At 71.3% G+C, this 17941-nt stretch carries 15 protein-coding genes; 6 read left to right on the plus strand and 9 right to left on the minus strand.

The genetic code is table 11. The features are described from left to right. Positions 1–172: 172 nt before the first annotated feature. Positions 173–793 (plus strand): TetR/AcrR family transcriptional regulator, encoded by a 621-nt coding sequence (locus tag FYW99_RS09905; RefSeq protein WP_150251746.1) that lies wholly within the window; start codon positions 173–175, stop codon positions 791–793. A 252-nt stretch (positions 794–1045) separates the two neighbouring features. On the opposite strand, the gene FYW99_RS09910 is transcribed toward FYW99_RS09905, so the two are convergent. Beyond that, positions 1046–1771 carry a response regulator gene (locus FYW99_RS09910; protein ID WP_061079965.1) on the minus strand — a complete coding sequence of 242 codons (726 nt, stop codon included), beginning with the start codon at positions 1769–1771 and terminating at the stop codon, positions 1046–1048. A gap of 1167 nt (positions 1772–2938) precedes the next feature. On the opposite strand from FYW99_RS09910, the gene FYW99_RS09915 reads away from it, so the two are divergent. Next, positions 2939–3541, plus strand: a complete 603-nt coding sequence (locus FYW99_RS09915) for a hypothetical protein (RefSeq protein WP_150251747.1) — start codon at positions 2939–2941, stop codon at positions 3539–3541. Between the two features lie 36 nt (positions 3542–3577). Here FYW99_RS09915 and FYW99_RS09920 read toward each other — a convergent pair whose 3' ends face one another. From FYW99_RS09920 to FYW99_RS09935, 4 genes are all read right to left on the minus strand, one after another. After that, entirely contained in the window at positions 3578–3886 is a 309-nt protein-coding gene (locus FYW99_RS09920) for a sec-independent translocase (protein ID WP_013155081.1), read from the minus strand. A gap of 347 nt (positions 3887–4233) precedes the next feature. Further along, positions 4234–4437 carry a cold-shock protein gene (locus tag FYW99_RS09925; protein WP_061079964.1) on the minus strand — a complete coding sequence of 68 codons (204 nt, stop codon included), beginning with the start codon at positions 4435–4437 and terminating at the stop codon, positions 4234–4236. A gap of 310 nt (positions 4438–4747) precedes the next feature. Then, positions 4748–6382 (minus strand): dolichyl-phosphate-mannose--protein mannosyltransferase, encoded by a 1635-nt coding sequence (locus tag FYW99_RS09930; protein WP_150251748.1) that lies wholly within the window; start codon positions 6380–6382, stop codon positions 4748–4750. 28 nt (positions 6383–6410) lie between these two features. Then, positions 6411–6710, minus strand: a complete 300-nt coding sequence (locus tag FYW99_RS09935; RefSeq protein ID WP_190394613.1) for a hypothetical protein — start codon at positions 6708–6710, stop codon at positions 6411–6413. A 340-nt stretch (positions 6711–7050) separates the two neighbouring features. On the opposite strand from FYW99_RS09935, the gene rsmI reads away from it, so the two are divergent. Both rsmI and FYW99_RS09945 read left to right on the plus strand, forming a co-directional pair. Then, positions 7051–7929 carry a 16S rRNA (cytidine(1402)-2'-O)-methyltransferase gene (gene rsmI / locus FYW99_RS09940; protein WP_394350346.1) on the plus strand — a complete coding sequence of 293 codons (879 nt, stop codon included), beginning with the start codon at positions 7051–7053 and terminating at the stop codon, positions 7927–7929. Positions 7930–8017: 88 nt separating this feature from the next. Continuing rightward, a complete protein-coding gene (locus FYW99_RS09945; protein WP_017563951.1) occupies positions 8018–8680 on the plus strand; it encodes an AIM24 family protein in 663 nt (220 codons plus the stop codon). Positions 8681–9080: 400 nt separating this feature from the next. Here FYW99_RS09945 and secD read toward each other — a convergent pair whose 3' ends face one another. Beyond that, positions 9081–11747, minus strand: coding sequence for a protein translocase subunit SecD (secD, locus tag FYW99_RS09950; RefSeq protein WP_150251749.1), 2667 nt, complete (start codon positions 11745–11747; stop codon positions 9081–9083). Positions 11748–11823: 76 nt separating this feature from the next. Beyond that, positions 11824–12270 carry a hypothetical protein gene (locus FYW99_RS09955; RefSeq protein WP_150251750.1) on the minus strand — a complete coding sequence of 149 codons (447 nt, stop codon included), beginning with the start codon at positions 12268–12270 and terminating at the stop codon, positions 11824–11826. A gap of 301 nt (positions 12271–12571) precedes the next feature. Here FYW99_RS09955 and metG point away from each other — a divergent pair, with 301 nt between their 5' ends. Then, positions 12572–14389, plus strand: coding sequence for a methionine--tRNA ligase (metG, locus tag FYW99_RS09960; protein ID WP_150251751.1), 1818 nt, complete (start codon positions 12572–12574; stop codon positions 14387–14389). Between the two features lie 79 nt (positions 14390–14468). Next, the gene (locus FYW99_RS09965; RefSeq protein ID WP_150251752.1) at positions 14469–15392 is read left to right on the plus strand and encodes a TatD family hydrolase; all 924 of its coding nucleotides are present in this window, start codon (positions 14469–14471) and stop codon (positions 15390–15392) included. 284 nt (positions 15393–15676) lie between these two features. Here the strand turns inward: FYW99_RS09965 and rsgA are convergent, their stop codons facing one another. Both rsgA and FYW99_RS09975 read right to left on the minus strand, forming a co-directional pair. Beyond that, complete coding sequence (rsgA, locus tag FYW99_RS09970; protein WP_150251753.1) at positions 15677–16840, minus strand: ribosome small subunit-dependent GTPase A; 1164 nt, start codon at positions 16838–16840, stop codon at positions 15677–15679. Between the two features lie 223 nt (positions 16841–17063). Continuing rightward, positions 17064–17930 (minus strand): MHYT domain-containing protein, encoded by an 867-nt coding sequence (locus FYW99_RS09975; RefSeq protein ID WP_150251754.1) that lies wholly within the window; start codon positions 17928–17930, stop codon positions 17064–17066. Positions 17931–17941: the final 11 nt, after the last annotated feature.

Raw genomic sequence — 17941 nt, forward strand, 5'->3', positions numbered from 1 at the left:
TGTTCCCTGCGGCGGGCGGTCGTTTCCGGACCGGAGCCCCGAGTGTCACCGGCGAAGCGGCTATCCCCTGTGGCGGGGTGCCGGTACCCGTCCAGCGTACTCCGCGTCTTCGCCGCGGAGTCGGCCCGTAAAATCTTTACAGTGGAAACTTGTCGGCGTAGGGTGCGGGGTCATGGCAGACGGATACCACCACGGGAACCTCAGGGCCGCCGTCCTGGAGAAGGCGGCGGAGGTCATCGCCAGGGAGGGGCCCTACTCCTTCAGCCTGCGCTCGTTGGCGCTCGAACTCGGGGTGAGCCACACCGCCCCCCGGCACCACTTCGGCAGCCGTGAGGGCGTGCTCAACGCCCTGGCCACCGAGGGCTTCCACGAGTTGGCCGCACGGCTGCGGGCCAACCGCGAGTCAGGCGGGGGCTTCCTGGAGGCGGGTGTGGAGTACGTGCGCTTCGCGACCGGCCATCCGGCGCACTTCGACGTGATGTTCACCCCCAGCCTGCTGAGCGGGGACGACGACGAGCTGAACGCCGCGCGCACGGCGGCCTTCGACGAGCTCCGCGCCGGTGTGGAGTCCCTGGCCGAGGAGGGCCGGGAGGTCGGGGACGCGGCCGCCGCCATGGTCGCGGGCTGGTCGGTCGTGCACGGCATCGCCACGCTCTCCCTCACCGGGAACCTCGAGGGTTCGGGGTTCGGGGACCTGTTCCGCGGCGCCGACCTGCTCACCGTCACCCGCCGCAGCGCCGGACTGCTCTTCGGCCCGTCCTCCGCCGCGCGGGGCCCCTCCGAGGAGGAGTAGGCCCGCCCCGGTCAGCTCCCGGCCGCCCGCGGGACGCGCGCCGGGCGGTGCCGCGCCTCCCCGGCGTCCGCGTGGGACCCTCCGCGCGCAGGACGCGCCCACGCGGACGCTCCTGGTGCTCTTGGGACTCGTGGTGCTCCTGGGACTCTCCACGTGGTGCGCCTGGTGCCCAACGGGCTCCAGCGCCCGGCTGGCGGCCGCCCGGGGGCAGCCACGGGCCGCGCCCGGCGCGACTCCGCCGGGATGCGGGCCTCAGCGCCCGGAGACGTACTCGGCCCGGACGGCGTAGATGGCGGCCTCGGTGCGCGAGTGCACCTGGAGCTTCTCCAGGATCTTGCGGACGTGGTTCTTGACGGTGTTCTCGGTGATGAACAGCCGTTCCCCGATCTCCCGGTTGTTCAGGGAGCGGGCCAGCAGCTTGAGCACCTCGGTCTCGCGCCGGGTCAGCTCGGGGATGGACGCGCGGCTGGGCGGGGCGCTCTCCTGCTTGGCCAGCTCGGCGAACTCCCCGATGAGCTTGGTCGCCATCGCCGGGTTGATGAACGAGTCGCCCTTGACGATGGCGCGCACCGCCTCCGCGAGTTCCGTCACCGAGATGGCCTTGAGCAGGTAACCGGTGGCCCCGGCCTTGAGCGCGTCGAAGAGGTCGCTCTCGTCGTCGCTCATGGTCAGCATGACGAACCTGGTGTGCGGCGCCGCCTCACGGATGCGCGAGCACGCGTCGATGCCGCTGGTGTGCGGCATCATCACGTCCATGATGACGACGTCCGGACGCAGTTCGGCGGCCAGGCGGACGGCTTCCTCCCCGTCACTCGCCTCGCTGACCACGTCGATGTCGGGCTCCTCGTCCAGGACGGACACCAGACCCCGGCGGAACAGCGCGTGGTCGTCCACGACCATGGCGCGGATCGGGGCGGCCGGAGCGGCGGGCTCCCCGGGGTAGGGGGCCTGGGCGGGAAAGAGGGGGTGTGCGCTCATGGGTTCCCCACACGCCCCGTCCCTCGCCGCGGAAGCGGGCTCTCGCGCACCGACACCTCGGGTCTGTCCAGGTGGTTGCGGTACGGGCATGTCCAACCGCTGGCCGGGGGGAGAAGGGCCGGCCGGGGGAAAGAGATGCGCATGGAGACCTCCTGCTGGGGCTGCCCATTGTCTCATGTGCGCTCAGTGAGCGGGGTGGTAACGGAGGAACTCACCGCCCGCTACCCGGGACACACCCGCGGGAAACGGTGCGAACGACACCGCGGGGAGGGCAGCGGAAAGGTGCCACCGGCGTGCGCGTCCGGGAAGCGGTAAGTGAGATATTCGGTTTTGTCCATGACCGAAACAGGTGCCCTGGGGGTTCCCTCTTTGGAGGCGCGTCCGGGTGACCGGACCGAAGGAGTCATGACACGGAGCCGGTCATGACGCGGAGCCGACCATGACGCAGAGTCACGATCAGACAGAACGGGTGTCATGGTGCAAAGCTGGGCATAGCTCTGCTTTCCGACATTCTGTTCGACGGGTTCTCCCTGGTAACAGCCCGTGTTGTTCCGTGGAGTCGCTCCCGGGTCCACCGCCGGATATCCCGATTTCCCGTTCCACGGAAATGGGAACGCCGTCGCTCTCCGTTATATTCATGGTGTTGATTTGACCTGGCCGATGTCCTGTTTTGGCAGGCCACCAAGCCGTGAGGTGTTCTGCCAACGGTAATGGAAGCCCTTCTGAGCTGCGAAAACGGGTCAGGATTCGGTTATTTGGACGATGCCCTGGCAGGCTTTGGTGGTGCCCGTGCCATAAAATGATGAACGTTCGTCTACGGGGCTTGCGGACGGAGAGCGCTCTGCGCCATCGTGGTTCCGGGATGGGCTGGAAGTCATACGAAAGGTAGATGCCATGACCACGCGCGTTATTACTGCCCGTGACAACGGGTGGGCCTGGCTGTAACCAGCCCGCCGAAAGGGTTCCGCCGAACCCCGGCACAGGGACCCGACCGGACCCCCGAGGACCGGTCGGGTCCTTCTTCGTCCCCGGTGCCCCCGTCCGGCCCGCACCGCCGTCGGAAGGCCCCCGGAACGGGGATTTGACCGGGCGCGGCACCGGGTAGGGATCCGGACACCGATCCCGGCCCCGCCAGGGGGCCACCGCGCGACCGTGAAGGGGCGGACCGTGTCCGACTCCCCGAAGTACCCCGGCGGATACCACCCCGAAGAGTTCCCGCCGCAGGACCCCCCGACCCCGCCGCAGGACTCCGTGCCCCCGGCGGAGGGCATCCGGCCCCCGCAGGGGGCCGCACCCGTCGGGGGATACGAGCCCCCGCCCCCGGAGCCCCCGCCTCCCGGACCGCGTGAGACCACGGTGGAACCGGTGGAGGAGGAGCCCGCGGTCGCGGCGGAGCGCTTCCGGCGCACCACCCCGGCCCGGCGCAAGGTCATCCCCGCCCGCAGGGGCGGCGGGCACTGGCGGCTGCTCGCGGGAACGGCGACCTACGTGATGGTGGTCGGCGGGATGGCCGACTACGTCGATCCGCAGACCCGAGCACTCGCCCACCTGGTGTTCTGGCTGCTCATCGGGGCCGCGTTCCTGATCACGCTCAACCGCGAGCGCCGTCACGACTGGGAGCCGGGCGTGCGCTGGCCCTGGCTGGCCGGGGCCTTCGGCGGAGCGCTGGCGGTGGAGGTCCTGGTCCTGGCCTTCGGGTCCCCGGCGATCATCGTCGGCTCGGTGATCCTGCTGGGCCTGGCGCTGTTCGTGCTGATGCTCGTGGGATGAGGCCGCGGGCGGGGGAGGGTGTGGCCGGGGCCGGTGTCAGGTGGCCTCGTCGTCGAAGGGAGGGCGCTTGCCGTTCAGCCGGGCCACGGGCTTGCTCTCCTGCTCCTCTTCCTCCCAGAAGTGCTTCTGCACGAAGCGCCGGGGGTTGAGGTCCTGCACGTCGAAGTCCTTGAACTCCGGGCCGAGCCCCTCCCGGATGTCGTTGGAGGCGGAGTTGGCCATCGTCCGCAGCTGGCGCAGCACCCTGCCCACCTGCTGGGCCGCCTTGGGAAGCTGGTCCGGGCCGAAGATCAGCAGCGCGAGCAGGAGGAGGACGACGAACTCTCCTCCGCTGATGTTGAACATGCGCGACCTCAGTCCTTCGGTGTACCGACCGGCTTCAAGCAGGTTAACCGGTATCGGGGGGCTTGGGTAACCCTGCCCCGGCCGTCCGGAAGGGGTGGACGCGGACCAGCCCCCCGCTCGACGAGCGGGGGGCTGGGTACAGGCGCTCCCGGTGTCATCCGGGGTCGGATCCGGCTCCGGGGCCCGGTGCGGGGCCGTCGGGCGGAGCGCCCCGGTCCGGGGCCGGGAAGGTCGTTGGACGACACCCGGTCCCGGCTGCTCGGGTGTGCCGGTAAGTAAGGGAACGCGGACGCGGACGGTGCCGTCGGGCGACCGTGGATTCCGCCGACCGCGTGGAAAGGACGACTCTAGACCGCTCTGACGTCAGCGGCCTGCGGGCCCTTGGGGCCCTGGATGATGTCGAACGTGACCTTCTGGTCCTCTTCCAGGTTCCGGAAGCCGGTGCCCGTGATCGCCGAGTAGTGGACGAACACGTCGGGCTGGCCGCCCTCGACGGCGATGAACCCGAAACCCTTCTCAGAGTTGAACCACTTCACGGTGCCCTGAGCCATGTGCTCTCCCTTGGGGACTACTGCGGGGCCGCACCCTGCTGGCCCCGGGCCGCCGGGCGCCTGACCGGCGGGTGAATCCCGCATCGACGAGCGCCCACGTGAAGTTCCGCGAGGCGCCCCGGGCATCCATGGAAACTACAACAGCAACCAGTCGCTGACATTACCAGGGAGGGTGCTGCCCTGCCGAGGCTTTCCACGCGGGAATCGCGCTCTTTCCCTGTCCTGTTTCGGCTACTCGTAACTGTTGATTTCCGTCCGCCGGACCACTAATGGAGTGCGGCCGAACACGGATACGCCGGGGCGCCGTTCGCTAACCGCCGTTGCCGTAGACCCACACGTCGAACCACAGGCGTTCGCGCCACATCCCCTCGTCGATCGGATACGCCGACAACACCGGGTAGAAGTAGGCGAAATTGGCCACGATCAACAGCAGGACCACGCCGTAGACGATGCCGCCCACCGCACGCGTGTAGGGGGCGAAGCGCGGACTGTCCTCCCCGGCCCCCATCGCCAGCCCCAGTGCCAGCACGATCGCCAGGACCAGGAAGGGCAGCAGCGGGGCGGCGTAGAACAGGAACATGGGCCGGTCCGGGTAGGCGAACCACGGCAGCCACCCCGCGGCCACGGCCAGCAGCACCGCCCCGGCGCGCCAGTCGCGGAAGGTCACCCACCAGCCGAGCATCACCGTCAGCGCGAGCAGGCTGGACCACCAGATGACCGGCGTGCCGATGGAGACCACCGAGGTGACGCAGTCGCCCGTGTCGCACGAGGCGACCTCGCCGTTGTAGTGGAACATCACCGGAGTGCGCATGACCAGCCACTCCCACGGCGCGGAGATGTAGGCGTGGTCGCTGGTCAGGTCGGTGTGGAAGGTCATCATCCGCCGGTGGTAGTTCACCAGGCTCCACAGCGCCTCCACCGGCTCCCGCAGGAGACCGGGCACCCATTCGGGCACCAGACCGTCCGCGAAGTCGCGGTTGTAGCCGCCGCGGGTGAACAGCCACCCCGACCACGAGACCAGGTAGACGGCCCCCGCGACCACCACGGTCTGCACGAACGCCGGGACGGCGTCGATGCCCAGCCACCGCCAGAAGAAGCGGCGCTGGCCGACGCTGCTGCGGGCCCCGTAGTCCCACGCCACCGTGAGCAGGCCGAACGCCGCGACGAAGAACAGGGCCGACCACTTGGTGCCCACCGCCAGGCCGAAGCACAGCCCGGCCGCCAGCCGCCACCAGCGCATCCCCAGCCAGCCCACCGCCGCCAGGTCCCCTCCCGCCTCCGCCAGGCGGGCCAGCCGCTCCCGGGTGTTGTCCCGGTCGATCACCAGGCACGCGAACCCGGCCAGGATCCACAGGGTGAGGAAGATGTCCACCATGGCGATGCGGCTCAGCGTGAAGTGCAGGCCGTCCAGCGCCATGATCAGCCCCGCCGTGCAGCCCAGCAGCACCGAGCGCGTCAGCCGGGTGGCCAGCCGTACCAGGATGAGGACCGAGAGCACCCCGGCCACGGCGGAGGCGAACCGCCAGGCCTCGGGGGTCATGGTCGTGCCGAACGGCAGGAGCGACCACAGCCAGTCGCCCAGGGCGATCATCCACTTGCCCACCGGCGGGTGCACGATGAAGTCGCCCGTGCCGGTGAAGATGTCCTGGTACCCCTGGGCGAGCAGGTCGTCGGCCTCGACGGGCTCCTCGACGGTCTCGTGCTCGTAGCCGAAGTTCCAGAGCCCGTAGGCGTCCTTGGCGTAGTAGGTCTCGTCGAAGTAGATCCGGTCGGGCTGGCCGAGGTTGACGAACCTCAGCGCTCCGGCGAACAGCGCGACGGCGAAGGCGCCCAGCCAGCCCAGCCAGCGGGGCGCGGGGTTGACGGGCAGGAAACGGGCGCGGATCCGCGCCGACCGCGGCGGGGGCGAGGGCTCTGCCTCGGAGAAAGGTGCGGTGGTGGTCATCGGGTGTACGGGGTGGATACTCCCGCCCTCAGGCGGTGGAGGGAGCCCCTGCCTCCTTCTGGGTGGTGTAGCCGTAACCGTCCGCCCGCTGGAGCAGACGCAGGTTCTTCCATGAGGTCTTGGTCGGCCCGTGCGGGGTCCGCGGGGTGTGGCTGCCGCTCCCGCTGCCGATGCCACTGCTGCGCACCGCCACACGACCGGTGTGCGTCCCCACGTGTCCGCCCGACGGCACGGCCGCCCGGACCAGGTCCCCGGCCCTTACGGGAGCGGGGATGCCGTACCCGACGCCAGGTGAGACACCGAGCGTCTCCCCTCGCGCGTGTTCCACGCCGGCTGCCGCGAGAACGCGGCCTCCGTGCTCCGTTCCGTCCCTGTCCCCGGGGGTGACCACTGACCCGTGTTCCGGAGCAGGCCGCTGAGGAAGCACGGCCTGGTGGGTCTTCTCACCCGTGTGGAACGTGGCCAACTGGTCACCTCCCTGGTGTTGGCTGGTGCTGGTAACGCCAGGCCCTCGACCCGGGGGTCGAAAGCCCCGCCTCCAAGCGGGGAACGCGTTGCCTCGGCTCGTAGGTTGGGGTCGGAGATGGTTGTCCTTTGCGGACGGACCACGAAACCAGGTTTCGGATGGCGTGATGAGCCAACCGTAGCGCGACAGGACGGGGATCACAGTGGTTGAGGGTGGAGCTGGGACGAGTGGGGGGACGGGAACCCTGACGCTCGCCGGTGTGCCCATCGGGAACGTGGAGGACGCGCCGCCCAGGCTGCTGCGCGCCCTGGAGGGCGCCCGCGTCATCGCGGCCGAGGACACCCGAAGGCTACGCCAGTTCGCCTCCCGCGCGGACGTGCGCCTGGGCGGGGACGCGGGCGCCCGCGTCGTGTCCTACTACGACGCCAACGAGAGCCGCCGCACCGACGAGCTGCTCGGCGACCTGCGCGCGGGGAGCGACGTCCTCGTCGTCACCGACGCCGGGATGCCGGGGGTGTCCGACCCCGGCTACCGGCTGGCCGCCGCCTGCGCGGGGGAGGGCATCCCGGTGACCGCGATCCCGGGGCCGTCCGCCGTCACCACGGCGCTCGTGGTCTCGGGCCTGCCCACGGACCGGTTCTGCTTCGAGGGCTTCCCGCCGCGCAAGGGCCTGTCGGGCTACCTGGCCGACCTGGCGGCCGAGCGCCGCACGATGGTGTTCTTCGAGAGCCCCCACCGCGTCGCCGCCACCCTGGAGGCGATGGCCGCGGCCTTCGGCGCCGACCGCCGCGCAGCCGTGTGCCGGGAGCTGACCAAGACCTACGAGGAGGTGCGCCGGGGCGGCCTCGGGGAGCTGGCGGCCTGGGCCGCCGAGGGCGTGCGGGGGGAGATCTCCCTCGTGGTGGAGGGCGCCCGCCGCGATCCCGGGAAGGTCGGGGACGCCGACCTGGTCGCCGCGGTCTCGGACCTGGAGGAGGAGGGCGTGCGCCGCAAGGAGGCGATCACCCGTGTGGCCAGGGAGTTCGGGGTCCCCAAGCGCCGGGTCTACGACCTGGTGCACGGGATCGTGTCCGCCGACTGACCGAAAACGGGGTACCCGCGGCGGAACCTTTCCGGTCCTGGAGCGTCTGACCAGGTGAACCAGCCAGAACGTCGATGGGGAACCGTTCATGAGAAGCCACCTCTTCCAGCAGGCCCAGGAGACCAGCCAGCCGGGTATGCACCTCCAGAACCACAAGATGCTCCGGGTGGGCCTCAACGGCGAGTTCTTCGCCAGGCAGGGCGCCATGGTCGCCTACCAGGGCCAGGTCGACTTCTCCTACGAGGGGGCGGGCAGCGTCAGCAAGTTCTTCAAGAAGGCCTTCACCGGCGAGGGGCTGCCGCTGATGAAGGTGTCCGGGCGCGGCGACGTGTTCCTGGCCCGCGACGCCTGGGACGTGCACCTGGTGGACCTGGAGGACGACCACCTCACGGTCAACGGCGACAACGTGCTCGCCTTCGAGGCCGGGCTGAACTGGGACATCCGCCGGGTGGAGGGCGCGGGCATGGCCGCCGGCGGGCTCTTCAACACGGTCTTCAGCGGCCGAGGCAGGGTGGCCATCGCCTGCCACGGCGCCCCGGTGCTGATCAACGTCGACCAGCCGACCTTCGTGGACACCGACTCCGCGGTCGCCTGGTCCAGCTCGCTGAGCACGGGCGTGCGCCGCACGGCCAAGGCGGGCGCGCTCATCGGCCGGGGCAGCGGCGAGGCGCTCCAGCTCTCCTTCGAGGGCCAGGGGTTCGTCCTGGTGCAGGCCTCCGAGGGCGCGCCGGTCGCGGCCCAGACGGCCTGACCCGTCACAGGTGAAGGGCCCGGGGGACGCGCGTCCCCCGGGCCCTTCGCCGTCCGGCCCGCCGCACCACCTCCGGGGCGGCGGGCTCCCGGCCTCGGGGCCGGAAACCCTTTCGCGGCGCTAGACAGTGTTTTCTTGGACCTTCGCTTCGGCCCGCCCGTCGCCCGCCACCGCCCGCCGGGGGCGCTTCGCGCCGAGGCGGACCACCGCCCTCGACGGACGCTACGCGCAGCATTTTCCTTGTTCGGGCGCCCGGAGCACGGGAATCGGGTTGAAGGAGCGCCGTGGTGCCTGAGGCGGGTTCGCCCGTTCCTCACGAACCCGCCTCCGCCACCTCCAGAACCCGGTGGGCGCCCGAACCAACCCCCCTGGGGCTGTGAGGCCCGTCCAGAAACAGACCCTAGACGACGGCGCCGTCGTCGGCCTCGCGGGCGGCCTTGGCGGCCACCTTCTGCTTGGCCTTGCGCTCCTTGACCACGTGGGGCGGGTCGGTCCTGTCCCACCTCTGGAGCCAGATGGCCAGCGGGACGGCGACGAAGATCGTCGAGAGGACGCCCGTCGTCAGACCCACCAGCATGGCGATCGAGAAGTCCTGGAGCGAGGACCCGCCGAAGAAGGTCAGGAAGCCCAGGATGATCAGCGCGCCGATCGAGGTGTTGACGGTACGCGGCAGGGTGTTGAGCACCGCGCGGTTGGCGATCTCGGAGAACTTCGACTTGTCGTCGCGGGCCCACTCGTCGCGCACCCGGTCGAACACCACCACCGTGTCGTTGACGGAGAAGCCGATGACGCTCAGGAGCGCGGCGAGGAACACGCCGTCGATCGGCTTGCCCAACCAGATGAACAGCCCGATCACCAGGACCAGGTTGAAGGCCAGCGACAGCATGGTGGACACGCCGAACGACCAGCGGAAGCGCCAGGCCAGGTAGACCATCTGGAGAGCGAGGGCCGCGCCCAGGGCGATCAGCGCGCGGTTGCGCAGCTCGTCGCCCATGCTCGGGCCGATCAGCTCGTCGCTGACCAGCTCCACCCCGCCGGTCTGCTCGCCCAGGGCGTCGGCGATCCTGGCCGCGTCGTCGTCGGAGATGCTGCCGGTGCGCACCGAGATGTCGCCGTCACCGGACTCCTGCACCACGGCCGTGTCCGAGCCGGGGAAGTCCAGCGCGGAGATGACCGAGCGGGCCTCGTCGACTGAGACGCCCTCCCCGCTGCTGACCTCGTACTCCAGCACGCGGCCGCCGGTGAACTCCACACCGAGGTTGGTGTCGCGGATGAGCGGCGCGGCGACCGCGGCCGCCACGATCAGACCCGCCACGATCAGACCCTTGGTGCGGTGGCCCATGAGGTCGGGGTTCCTGTTGACCAGCCAGGTGCGGACGCCGCCGATGCGGTTCAGGCCGCTGACGGCCGGGTGCTTGCGCACGACCGCGCGGCGCACCGCCCACTCGACGAACACCCGCGCGATGACCAGCGCGGAGAACATCGAGACGAGGGTACCGATGCTCAGGGTCACACCGAAGCCCTGCACGGTGCCCGAAGCGAAGAAGAACAGCAGGGCGGCGGCGATGAGCGTGGTGATGTTGGTGTCGAGGACGGCGCTCCACGCCTTGCGGGAGCCCACGACGAACGCCTTCTCCAGGCTCGGCGGCACCGCCCGGCGCCGCCTGCGGGTGAGCACTCCGGACTCGGCCTTGGCGGCCTCGTCCTCGGTGGCGTCCCGCAGCCCCGCGGACTTGTTGGCCTCGTAGAGCTTGGCCTGGCGTTGGTGTTCCTCGCGCGTGCGTTCGAAGATCAAGACGTTGGCGTCGATGGCCATACCGATCGCCAGCACGAAGCCCGCCAGGCCCGGCAGTGTCAGTGTTGCGTTGATGGCGACCAGGGCGCCGTAGGCGATGAGCGTGTAGAAGCCCAGCGCGAGGGCGGCCAGGAAGCCGACCAGCCGGTAGACCAGCGTGATGTAGAGCGTGGTGAAGGCCAGGCCCAGGATCGCGGCGACGGCGCTGGCCTGGATGGCCTCGGCGCCCAGGGTCGGGCCGACCGTCTGGCGCTGGACCTCGGTGACCGGCAGCGGCAGTGAGCCGCCCTCGATCAGCACGGCCAGGTCGTTGGCGGTCTCACTGGTGAAGTCGGGGCTGGTGATGGTGGTGGTGTTGCCGGGCATGCCCACGTCGCAGGCGAACTCGGGGTTCACCTCCGGGGCGGAGATGATCTGCCCGTCCAGCACGATGGCCACGCGGCGGCGCGGGTCGCCCTGGTCGTAGCAGGCGGCGTCGGCGGTCAGCGCGGTCCACTGGTCGGCGCCCTCGCCGCGGAAGTTGACGTTGACCGTCCACTGCGCGCGGTTGACGCTGTCCAGCGCGGCGTCGGCGCTGGCCACCTGGTCGCCCTTGATGGCGGTCTCGCCGAGCTGGAGCTGGGTGCCGTCGGAGTCGGGGAGCGTCATCACGACGTCCTCGGGGTTCTCCGCGCTGGGACCGGCGGGGGGCTGCTGGCCGCCCATACCGCCCATGCCGCCCTGCTGCGCCATGAGCTCTTCGAGCTGCTCCTGCGTCATCTCCTGGCCGCCGCCCTCGGCGGCCTCGTCACCGCCCTCGGCCGCGGGGTCGGACGGGGCGCGCGCCTCGTCCGCGGTGGCCTGCGGGGCGTTGGCGGAGTCGCCCGGGGCGGGCGCCTGCACGCCCTGGCCGCCGGCCTGGCCCACGCCCAGCACGGGGTGGAAGGACAGCTGGGCGGTCTGGCCGATGATCTGCGCGGCCTCCGCCGGGTCCTGCACACCGGGCAGTTCGACGATGATCCGGTTCTCGCCCGAGCGCGACATGGTCGCCTCGGACACGCCCAGGCGGTCGATGCGCTGGCGCAGCACCTCGACGACCTGGTCGGTGTTCTCGGAGTTGGCGGGTGTGCCCTCGGGACCGTCCTGGGTCTCCAGGACGATCTGTGTGCCGCCGCTGAGGTCGAGCCCCAGACGCGGCGGGATGAACCACGCCGCGCCGAACGCGACGAGGATGACGAGAAGGGAGATGAGGGCGCGTATCCAACGCGCGCCCGCTCCCGTTTGGCTGGACAAGGGCCTGGTACCTCTTCACTGCGAATACGGGTGATCCCGACGCACGCCGGAGACAGGGGGGTGCGCGCGGGGATGGTCAGATGGCGGTGTTCGCGGTGGGAGGGGGAGCCCGTGTCGGCGGCAGCTCCCCGGGGGAGTCCAGGTCCGGGACGGGAACGGGCGCGGGGGGCGAGAGAGGCCACCAGGGCTGGTCCCACACGGCCAGGCGCAGTGCGCTGCTGGGCACGGTGTCGGGCAGGTCGCGCAGTACCGACCGGTGGTCGCACGTGGAGGCGGGCGGCCCGACGGTGACCATCGGGTTCTCGGCCAGGTCCGCGCGTTCGCGCGGGGTCACCCGGGCCTGGTCCGCAGAGGGGGCCGCGGCGCCCTCGGGGGCGCTGAGAAGGCCGTGCGGCGGCAGGGGCGGTCCGGCCGGCTGCCCGCCGCCGGAGGCGACGGGGAAGGACAGGATGACGAGCAGGACCACGCTGGTCAGCAGCGCGGTCGTGTGCCGGGCAGGGCGGGGTAGGGCACCGGTAACCATGGTGACCACCGCCTTGGGGAGGGACCGGGAGGGAAGTGCTGCCCGACCATGCGTCCCGGTGGCACACGGCTCGTCCAGCAGAGCATACGGGTAGCGGCAAGCCCCGGGGAATGTCCCTTCGGCCCCTGGTGCACCGCGGGGCCGCCGTGCCCCCGGGCCGCGCGCGGGGAAATCGGGCTCGGCACGGTGCGGGCGGCGCCGTGTGGGCGGCACGGTGTGTGAGGCGCCGTGCGCGCGCCCGCGGACCGCGTGCGGGAAAAAGGAGGACGGCGTGGCCCGGCAGTACCTTTAGGCTTGGGTCATGTCGTCGAATCGTCACATCCTGACCGCGGTCGCCTGGCCCTATGCCAACGGACCGCGCCACATCGGTCACGTGTCCGGCTTCGGGGTCCCCTCCGACGTCTTCTCCCGCTTCCAGCGAATGTCGGGCAACCACGTGCTGATGGTCAGCGGGACCGACGAGCACGGCACTCCGGTCCAGGTCCTGGCCGACCAGGAGGGTGTGACCCCCCGCGAGCTGGCCGACCGCTACAACCGGATCATCGCCGAGGACCTGGTGGGCCTGGGCCTGTCCTACGACCTGTTCACCCGCACCACCACCGGCAACCACTACGCCGTCGCGCAGCAGCTGTTCACCGCGCTGTACGAGAACGGGTACGTGTTCGCCCACACCACCAAGGGCGCGGTGTCCCCGTCCACCGGCCGCACGCTGCCCGACCGCTACATCGAGGGCGTCTGCCCCATCTGCGGTTACGACGGCGCTCGCGGCGACCAGTGCGACAACTGCGGCAACCAGCTCGACCCGATCGACCTCATCTCGCCGCGTTCGCGGATCAACGGCGAGAAGCCGGAGTTCGTGGACACCGAGCACTTCATGCTCGACCTGCCCGCCTTCGCCGACGCCCTCACCACCTGGCTCAAGGGCAAGGAGGGGCAGTGGCGTCCCAACGTCCTCAAGTTCTCCCTGAACCTGGTGGAGGACCTCCAGCCGCGCGCGGTCACCCGCGACCTCAACTGGGGCGTGCCCGTCCCCCTGGAGGGCTGGAGCGACAACGCCAACAAGCGCCTGTACGTGTGGTTCGACGCGGTCATCGGCTACCTGTCGGCGTCGGTGGAGTGGGCCCGGCGCATCGGTGAGCCCGAGGCCTGGCGCCGCTGGTGGCAGGGCGACGAGGCCCGGTCCTACTACTTCATGGGCAAGGACAACATCGTCTTCCACTCGGTGGTCTGGCCCGCGATCCTGCTGGGCCACAACGGCGAGGGCGACCGGGGCGGCGAGCCCGGCCCGCTGGGCGGGCTGAACGTGCCCACCGAGGTGGTCTCCAGCGAGTTCCTCACCATGGAGGGGCGCAAGTTCTCCTCCTCGCGGCGCGTGGTCATCTACGTGCGCGACTTCCTGGAGCGCTACTCCGCCGACGCGCTGCGCTACTACATCATGGCCGCCGGTCCCGAGACGCAGGACACCGACTTCACCTGGGCCGAGTTCGTGCGCCGCAACAACGACGAGCTGGTGGCGGCCTGGGGCAACCTGGTCAACCGTTCCATCTCGATGGCGGCCAAGAACCTGGGCGAGATCCCCGCGGCCGGTGAGCTGACCGACGAGGACCGCCGGGTGCTGGAGGACTCGCGGGCCGCGTTCGCCAGGGTGGGCGAGCGGCTGGAGCGGTCCCAGTTCAAGGCGGGCCTCCAGGAGGCCATGCGCACCGTGGCCGAGGCCAACAAGTACATCTCCGACCAGGCCCCGTGGGCGCTGAAGAAGACCGACCCCGACCGGATGGCCACCGTGCTGCACGTGGCCCTCCAGCTGGTCCAGGACGCCAACACGCTGCTCACCCCGTACCTGCCCGAGTCGGCGAACAAGGTGTACGCGATGCTCGGCGGCACCGGCACCTGGACGGGCATGCCCCGTATCGACTCCGGGCGCGACACGATCGGCGGCTCGGAGGAGGAGGTGGAGTACCCGGTCATCACCGGGGACTACGCCGGCAACGAGGCGCGCTGGGAGTCGCGGCCGATCGTGCCGGGCACCCCGCTCGGGCGCCCGGAGCCGCTGTTCGCCAAGCTCGACCAGTCGGTCGTGGACGAGGAGCTGGCCCGGCTGGAGGGCGCCGCCGACTAGGCTCCGGCCACGGCGGCGAGAGGGACGACCGCGCCGGCGGGCACAGCCCGTCGGCGCTTCTTCGTGGAGGAACGTGAGCATGGGAAAGCGCAGCGGTAAAGCGGTCAGGGAGCGCAACGACCAGACGCCCCCTCCGGTACCCGAGCCCCTGCGCGTACCGGTGGCCGACAGCCACACCCACATGGACATGCAGACCCCGGAGGTCGAGGAGATCATCGCCGCCGCCGAGGGCGTCGGGGTGACCCCGCTGGTCCAGGTGGGCGTGGACCTGGCCTCCTCGCGCTGGGCGGCCGAGGTGGCCGCCGCGCACCCGGGCCGCGTGTGGGCGGCCGTGGCCCTGCACCCCAACGAGGCGCCGCGCGTCGTGCACGGTGACGGCGCCCCGGGCGTGGAGGTGGACGACACCGACTGGGCGGGCAAGCTCCGCCAGCCCGGCGGGTCGGCGGAGCTGGAGGCGCAGCTGGCCGCGATCGACGAGCTGGCCGCGCTGCCCCAGGTGGTGGCGGTCGGCGAGACCGGCATGGACACCTTCCGCACCGGTCCCGAGGGCGCGCGGGCCCAGGAGGAGTCCTTCCGCCGCCACATCGCCATCGCCAGGCGCCACGGCAAGGCCGTGATGATCCACGACCGCGACGCCCACGAGGACGTGCTGCGGGTCCTGGAGGAGGAGGGCGCTCCGGACAGGGTGGTCTTCCACTGCTTCTCCGGCGACGCGGCCATGGCCAAGGTGTGCGCCGAGCACGGGTACTTCATGAGCTTCGCGGGCAACGTCACCTTCGCCAGCGCGGAGTCCCTGCGCGAGGCCGCCGCGGCGGCGCCGCCGGAGCTGATGCTGGTGGAGACCGACGCGCCCTTCCTCACCCCCAAGCCCTACCGGGGCCGCCCCAACGCCCCCTACCTGATCCCGCACACGCTGCGGACGCTGGCGAGGGTCAAGGGCATGGACGAGGACGAGCTCGCCGGGGTCATAGCGGGCAACGCGGCGCGCGCCTTCGGGTTCTGACCCGCGGTTCCTGGCTCCGTGTCTCCGCCGCCGGGCTGCGGCGGCCCCGAACGGCGGCGGGGTCCCCGCGTCCCACCGGGAACGCGGGGACCCCGCCGGGCCGACAACCCCGTCCACGAGAGAGGACGAGGCGCCAGCCGGTGTCCGGAAGGGCTCACCGGTCCGCCCGCCCTCTTCACCGTGATCTCGTACCTATGGCGAGCTTCGAGCGCCGACGTCGACTACAGGTACAAGATCATCGCAGGTCGGGGTTTCTCGTATTCCATGGGCAACATTTCTGGTCACTAGCCGCCCCGTTTGCGCGGGAAGGCTGCGCGCGAAGCGCGTCCGTTGAGGGTGGTGGCGGGCGACGGGTGGGAGTTCTCGCGGCCCTGCCGGTCGGCGGCCTTCCACTGCTTCCTGCGCTCGGCGCGCAGGCGCGCGTCGCCCCGGGAGCGGTTCCACCCGGACTCGCGCCGGAGCCGGTTCCAGCGCTCCAGCCGCCTGGCGTCCAGCTCACCCTCGTCCACGGCGGCGTTGACCGCGCAGCCGGGCTCGCTGCCGTGCCGGCAGTCCCGGAAGCGGCACTGTTCGGCGAGGTCGGAGATGTCGGCGAAGGTCCGGTCCAGGCCCTCCGCGTCGCCGGGCACGTCGATGCGCCGTACCCCGGGGATGTCCAGGACCAGCGCGCCGCCCGGCAGCTGGAGGAGCTGGCGGCGGGTGGTGGTGTGCCGTCCCCGCCTGTCGTGGCGGATCTCGCCGGTGTCCATCAGCTCCCGACCGGCCACCGCGTTGACCAGACTGGACTTGCCCGCCCCGGAGGTGCCGAGCAGGACCCAGGTGGCACCGGGCAGGAAGCGCGCGGCCAGCTCCTCCACACCGAGGCCGGTGTGCGCGCTGACGGTGTGCACGTCGGCGCCCGCGGTCACCGAGCGGACGAGTTCGAGCACCTCGGGGAGGCGGTCCCCGGCCAGTTCGGCCTTGGTGACCGCCACGACCGGGGTCGCACCGCTCGCCCAGGCCAGGCTGAGGAAACGTTCCAGGCGGCCCACGTTGGGCCCCTGGTCGGCGGCCTCGCAGATCAGGACGCCGTCGATGTTGGCGGCGAGGACCTGGTCGTGGGAGTCCCGGGCCACGCCCTGGCGGACGAGGCTGCCGGAGCGTTCGAGGACGGCCTCGACGACCCAGGTGTCGCCGGAGCGGCGCACCGCGACCCAGTCGCCGCTGCACGGAGCGGAGGACGGGTCGGCCTGGGCGGCCCTGGTGACGGCGGGGGAGTAGTCGGCGGACGCCTCCCCGGGGAGGCGGACCACCGCCCCGCCGCGGCGCGAGGAGGAGACGCGCGCGGGGACCACCGGGTGGGGGCTCGCCGCGGCGGTGGCGTCGAAGGCCCGCTCGACGCGGCGGTTCCATCCCAGCGCGGTCAGCGGGGAGGGGAGGGGTGTGTCTGTGCTGTTGTGCGTGTTCACGACGGACTCTCTGGAGTGGCGAGCCGTCAGGAGGGGTGCCGCCCCTCAGGGCTCGCGAACGGTCGGGAAGGTCGGGTTCGAACCATGCGCAGGAACGGTCATCACTGCTTCCTCTCCGTCGTCGGCGCCGAGGACACGGCGCGCTCCGCTCCGGTGAGCGTAGGACCGCCGGGCCGGAGCGCGCCACGGGTTTTTCGGGCGGGGGCCGGGGGAGCGGGGCGGCTCAGCGGCGCCGGGTCCACACGTCGTCGGACAGCGCGGTCTGCGGGCCGGTGGCGTGCCGCGGCACGTACCCCGTGGCGGACTCCTCCGGCTCGCTTCCGGAGGCGGGCGGGGCGGGGGCGGCCGTGCGCGGGGAGTAGTCCGGGCGCTCCTCCTCCACCCCCAGCAGGAGGAAGAGGCTGCAGATCAGCATGAAGACGAACAGGCCCGCGAGCAGGGGCAGGACCAGGTCCGGCGCGCTGGAACCGGGCGGGGGGCTGTGCCGGGAGAAGCGCGGCTCCGTGAAGTGGACGCCCATCATGCCGGTGTAGTGCATGGTGGTCACCGCGACGGCCATGGCCACGGAGGCGGCGCTGATGGCCGGGAGGCCGCGCAGCCGGGAGGCGAACCACAGGGAGGCGGTGGCGGCCACCAGCGCCACCGCGCAGGCCAGGGCGACGTAGAGCGGGTCGTGGTGGATCTCCCCGTGCACGTTCATCGAGTACATGCCGAGGTAGTGCATGGCGATGACGCCGGTCCCGGCGATGAACCCGCCCAGCAGGAGCCAGGCGGCCGTCCTCCTGGCGATGGTCAGGGTGAGCGCCACGGCCATCACCACGATGGCGATGACGCCGCTGACCACGGTGAGCGTGGCGTCGTAGCGGATGGCCGTCCCCGACACCTCGAAGCCCATCATGGCGATGAAGTGCATCGACCACACGGCCATCCCGCCCAGGGCGAGGGAGGCCAGGGTCAGCCACTGCCACCGGACGAGTCCCGTGGTCCGGCGCGCACGTGAGGCGAAGGACAGTCCGAGGAACGATCCGATCATCGAGACCGCGAAGGCGATGGAGGGGGTCAGCCAGTCCTGGGCGAGGTGGTCGAGCACGGCTCACTACT

Origin of the sequence: Nocardiopsis deserti (assembly GCF_008638355.1) — a bacterium.
Lineage (GTDB): Bacteria > Actinomycetota > Actinomycetes > Streptosporangiales > Streptosporangiaceae > Nocardiopsis > Nocardiopsis alborubida.

What these genes read in the sequence shown, in the direction of transcription:
- FYW99_RS09905 (WP_150251746.1), top strand. Translation starts at nt 173, where the DNA reads ATGGCAGACGGATACCACCACGGGAACCTCAGGGCCGCCGTCCTGGAG.
- FYW99_RS09910 (WP_061079965.1), bottom strand. Translation starts at nt 1,771, where the DNA reads ATGAGCGCACACCCCCTCTTTCCCGCCCAGGCCCCCTACCCCGGGGAG.
- FYW99_RS09920 (WP_013155081.1), bottom strand. Translation starts at nt 3,886, where the DNA reads ATGTTCAACATCAGCGGAGGAGAGTTCGTCGTCCTCCTCCTGCTCGCG.
- FYW99_RS09925 (WP_061079964.1), bottom strand. Translation starts at nt 4,437, where the DNA reads ATGGCTCAGGGCACCGTGAAGTGGTTCAACTCTGAGAAGGGTTTCGGG.
- FYW99_RS09930 (WP_150251748.1), bottom strand. Translation starts at nt 6,382, where the DNA reads ATGACCACCACCGCACCTTTCTCCGAGGCAGAGCCCTCGCCCCCGCCG.
- FYW99_RS09945 (WP_017563951.1), top strand. Translation starts at nt 8,018, where the DNA reads ATGAGAAGCCACCTCTTCCAGCAGGCCCAGGAGACCAGCCAGCCGGGT.
- FYW99_RS09955 (WP_150251750.1), bottom strand. Translation starts at nt 12,270, where the DNA reads ATGGTTACCGGTGCCCTACCCCGCCCTGCCCGGCACACGACCGCGCTG.
- metG (WP_150251751.1), top strand. Translation starts at nt 12,572, where the DNA reads ATGTCGTCGAATCGTCACATCCTGACCGCGGTCGCCTGGCCCTATGCC.
- FYW99_RS09965 (WP_150251752.1), top strand. Translation starts at nt 14,469, where the DNA reads ATGGGAAAGCGCAGCGGTAAAGCGGTCAGGGAGCGCAACGACCAGACG.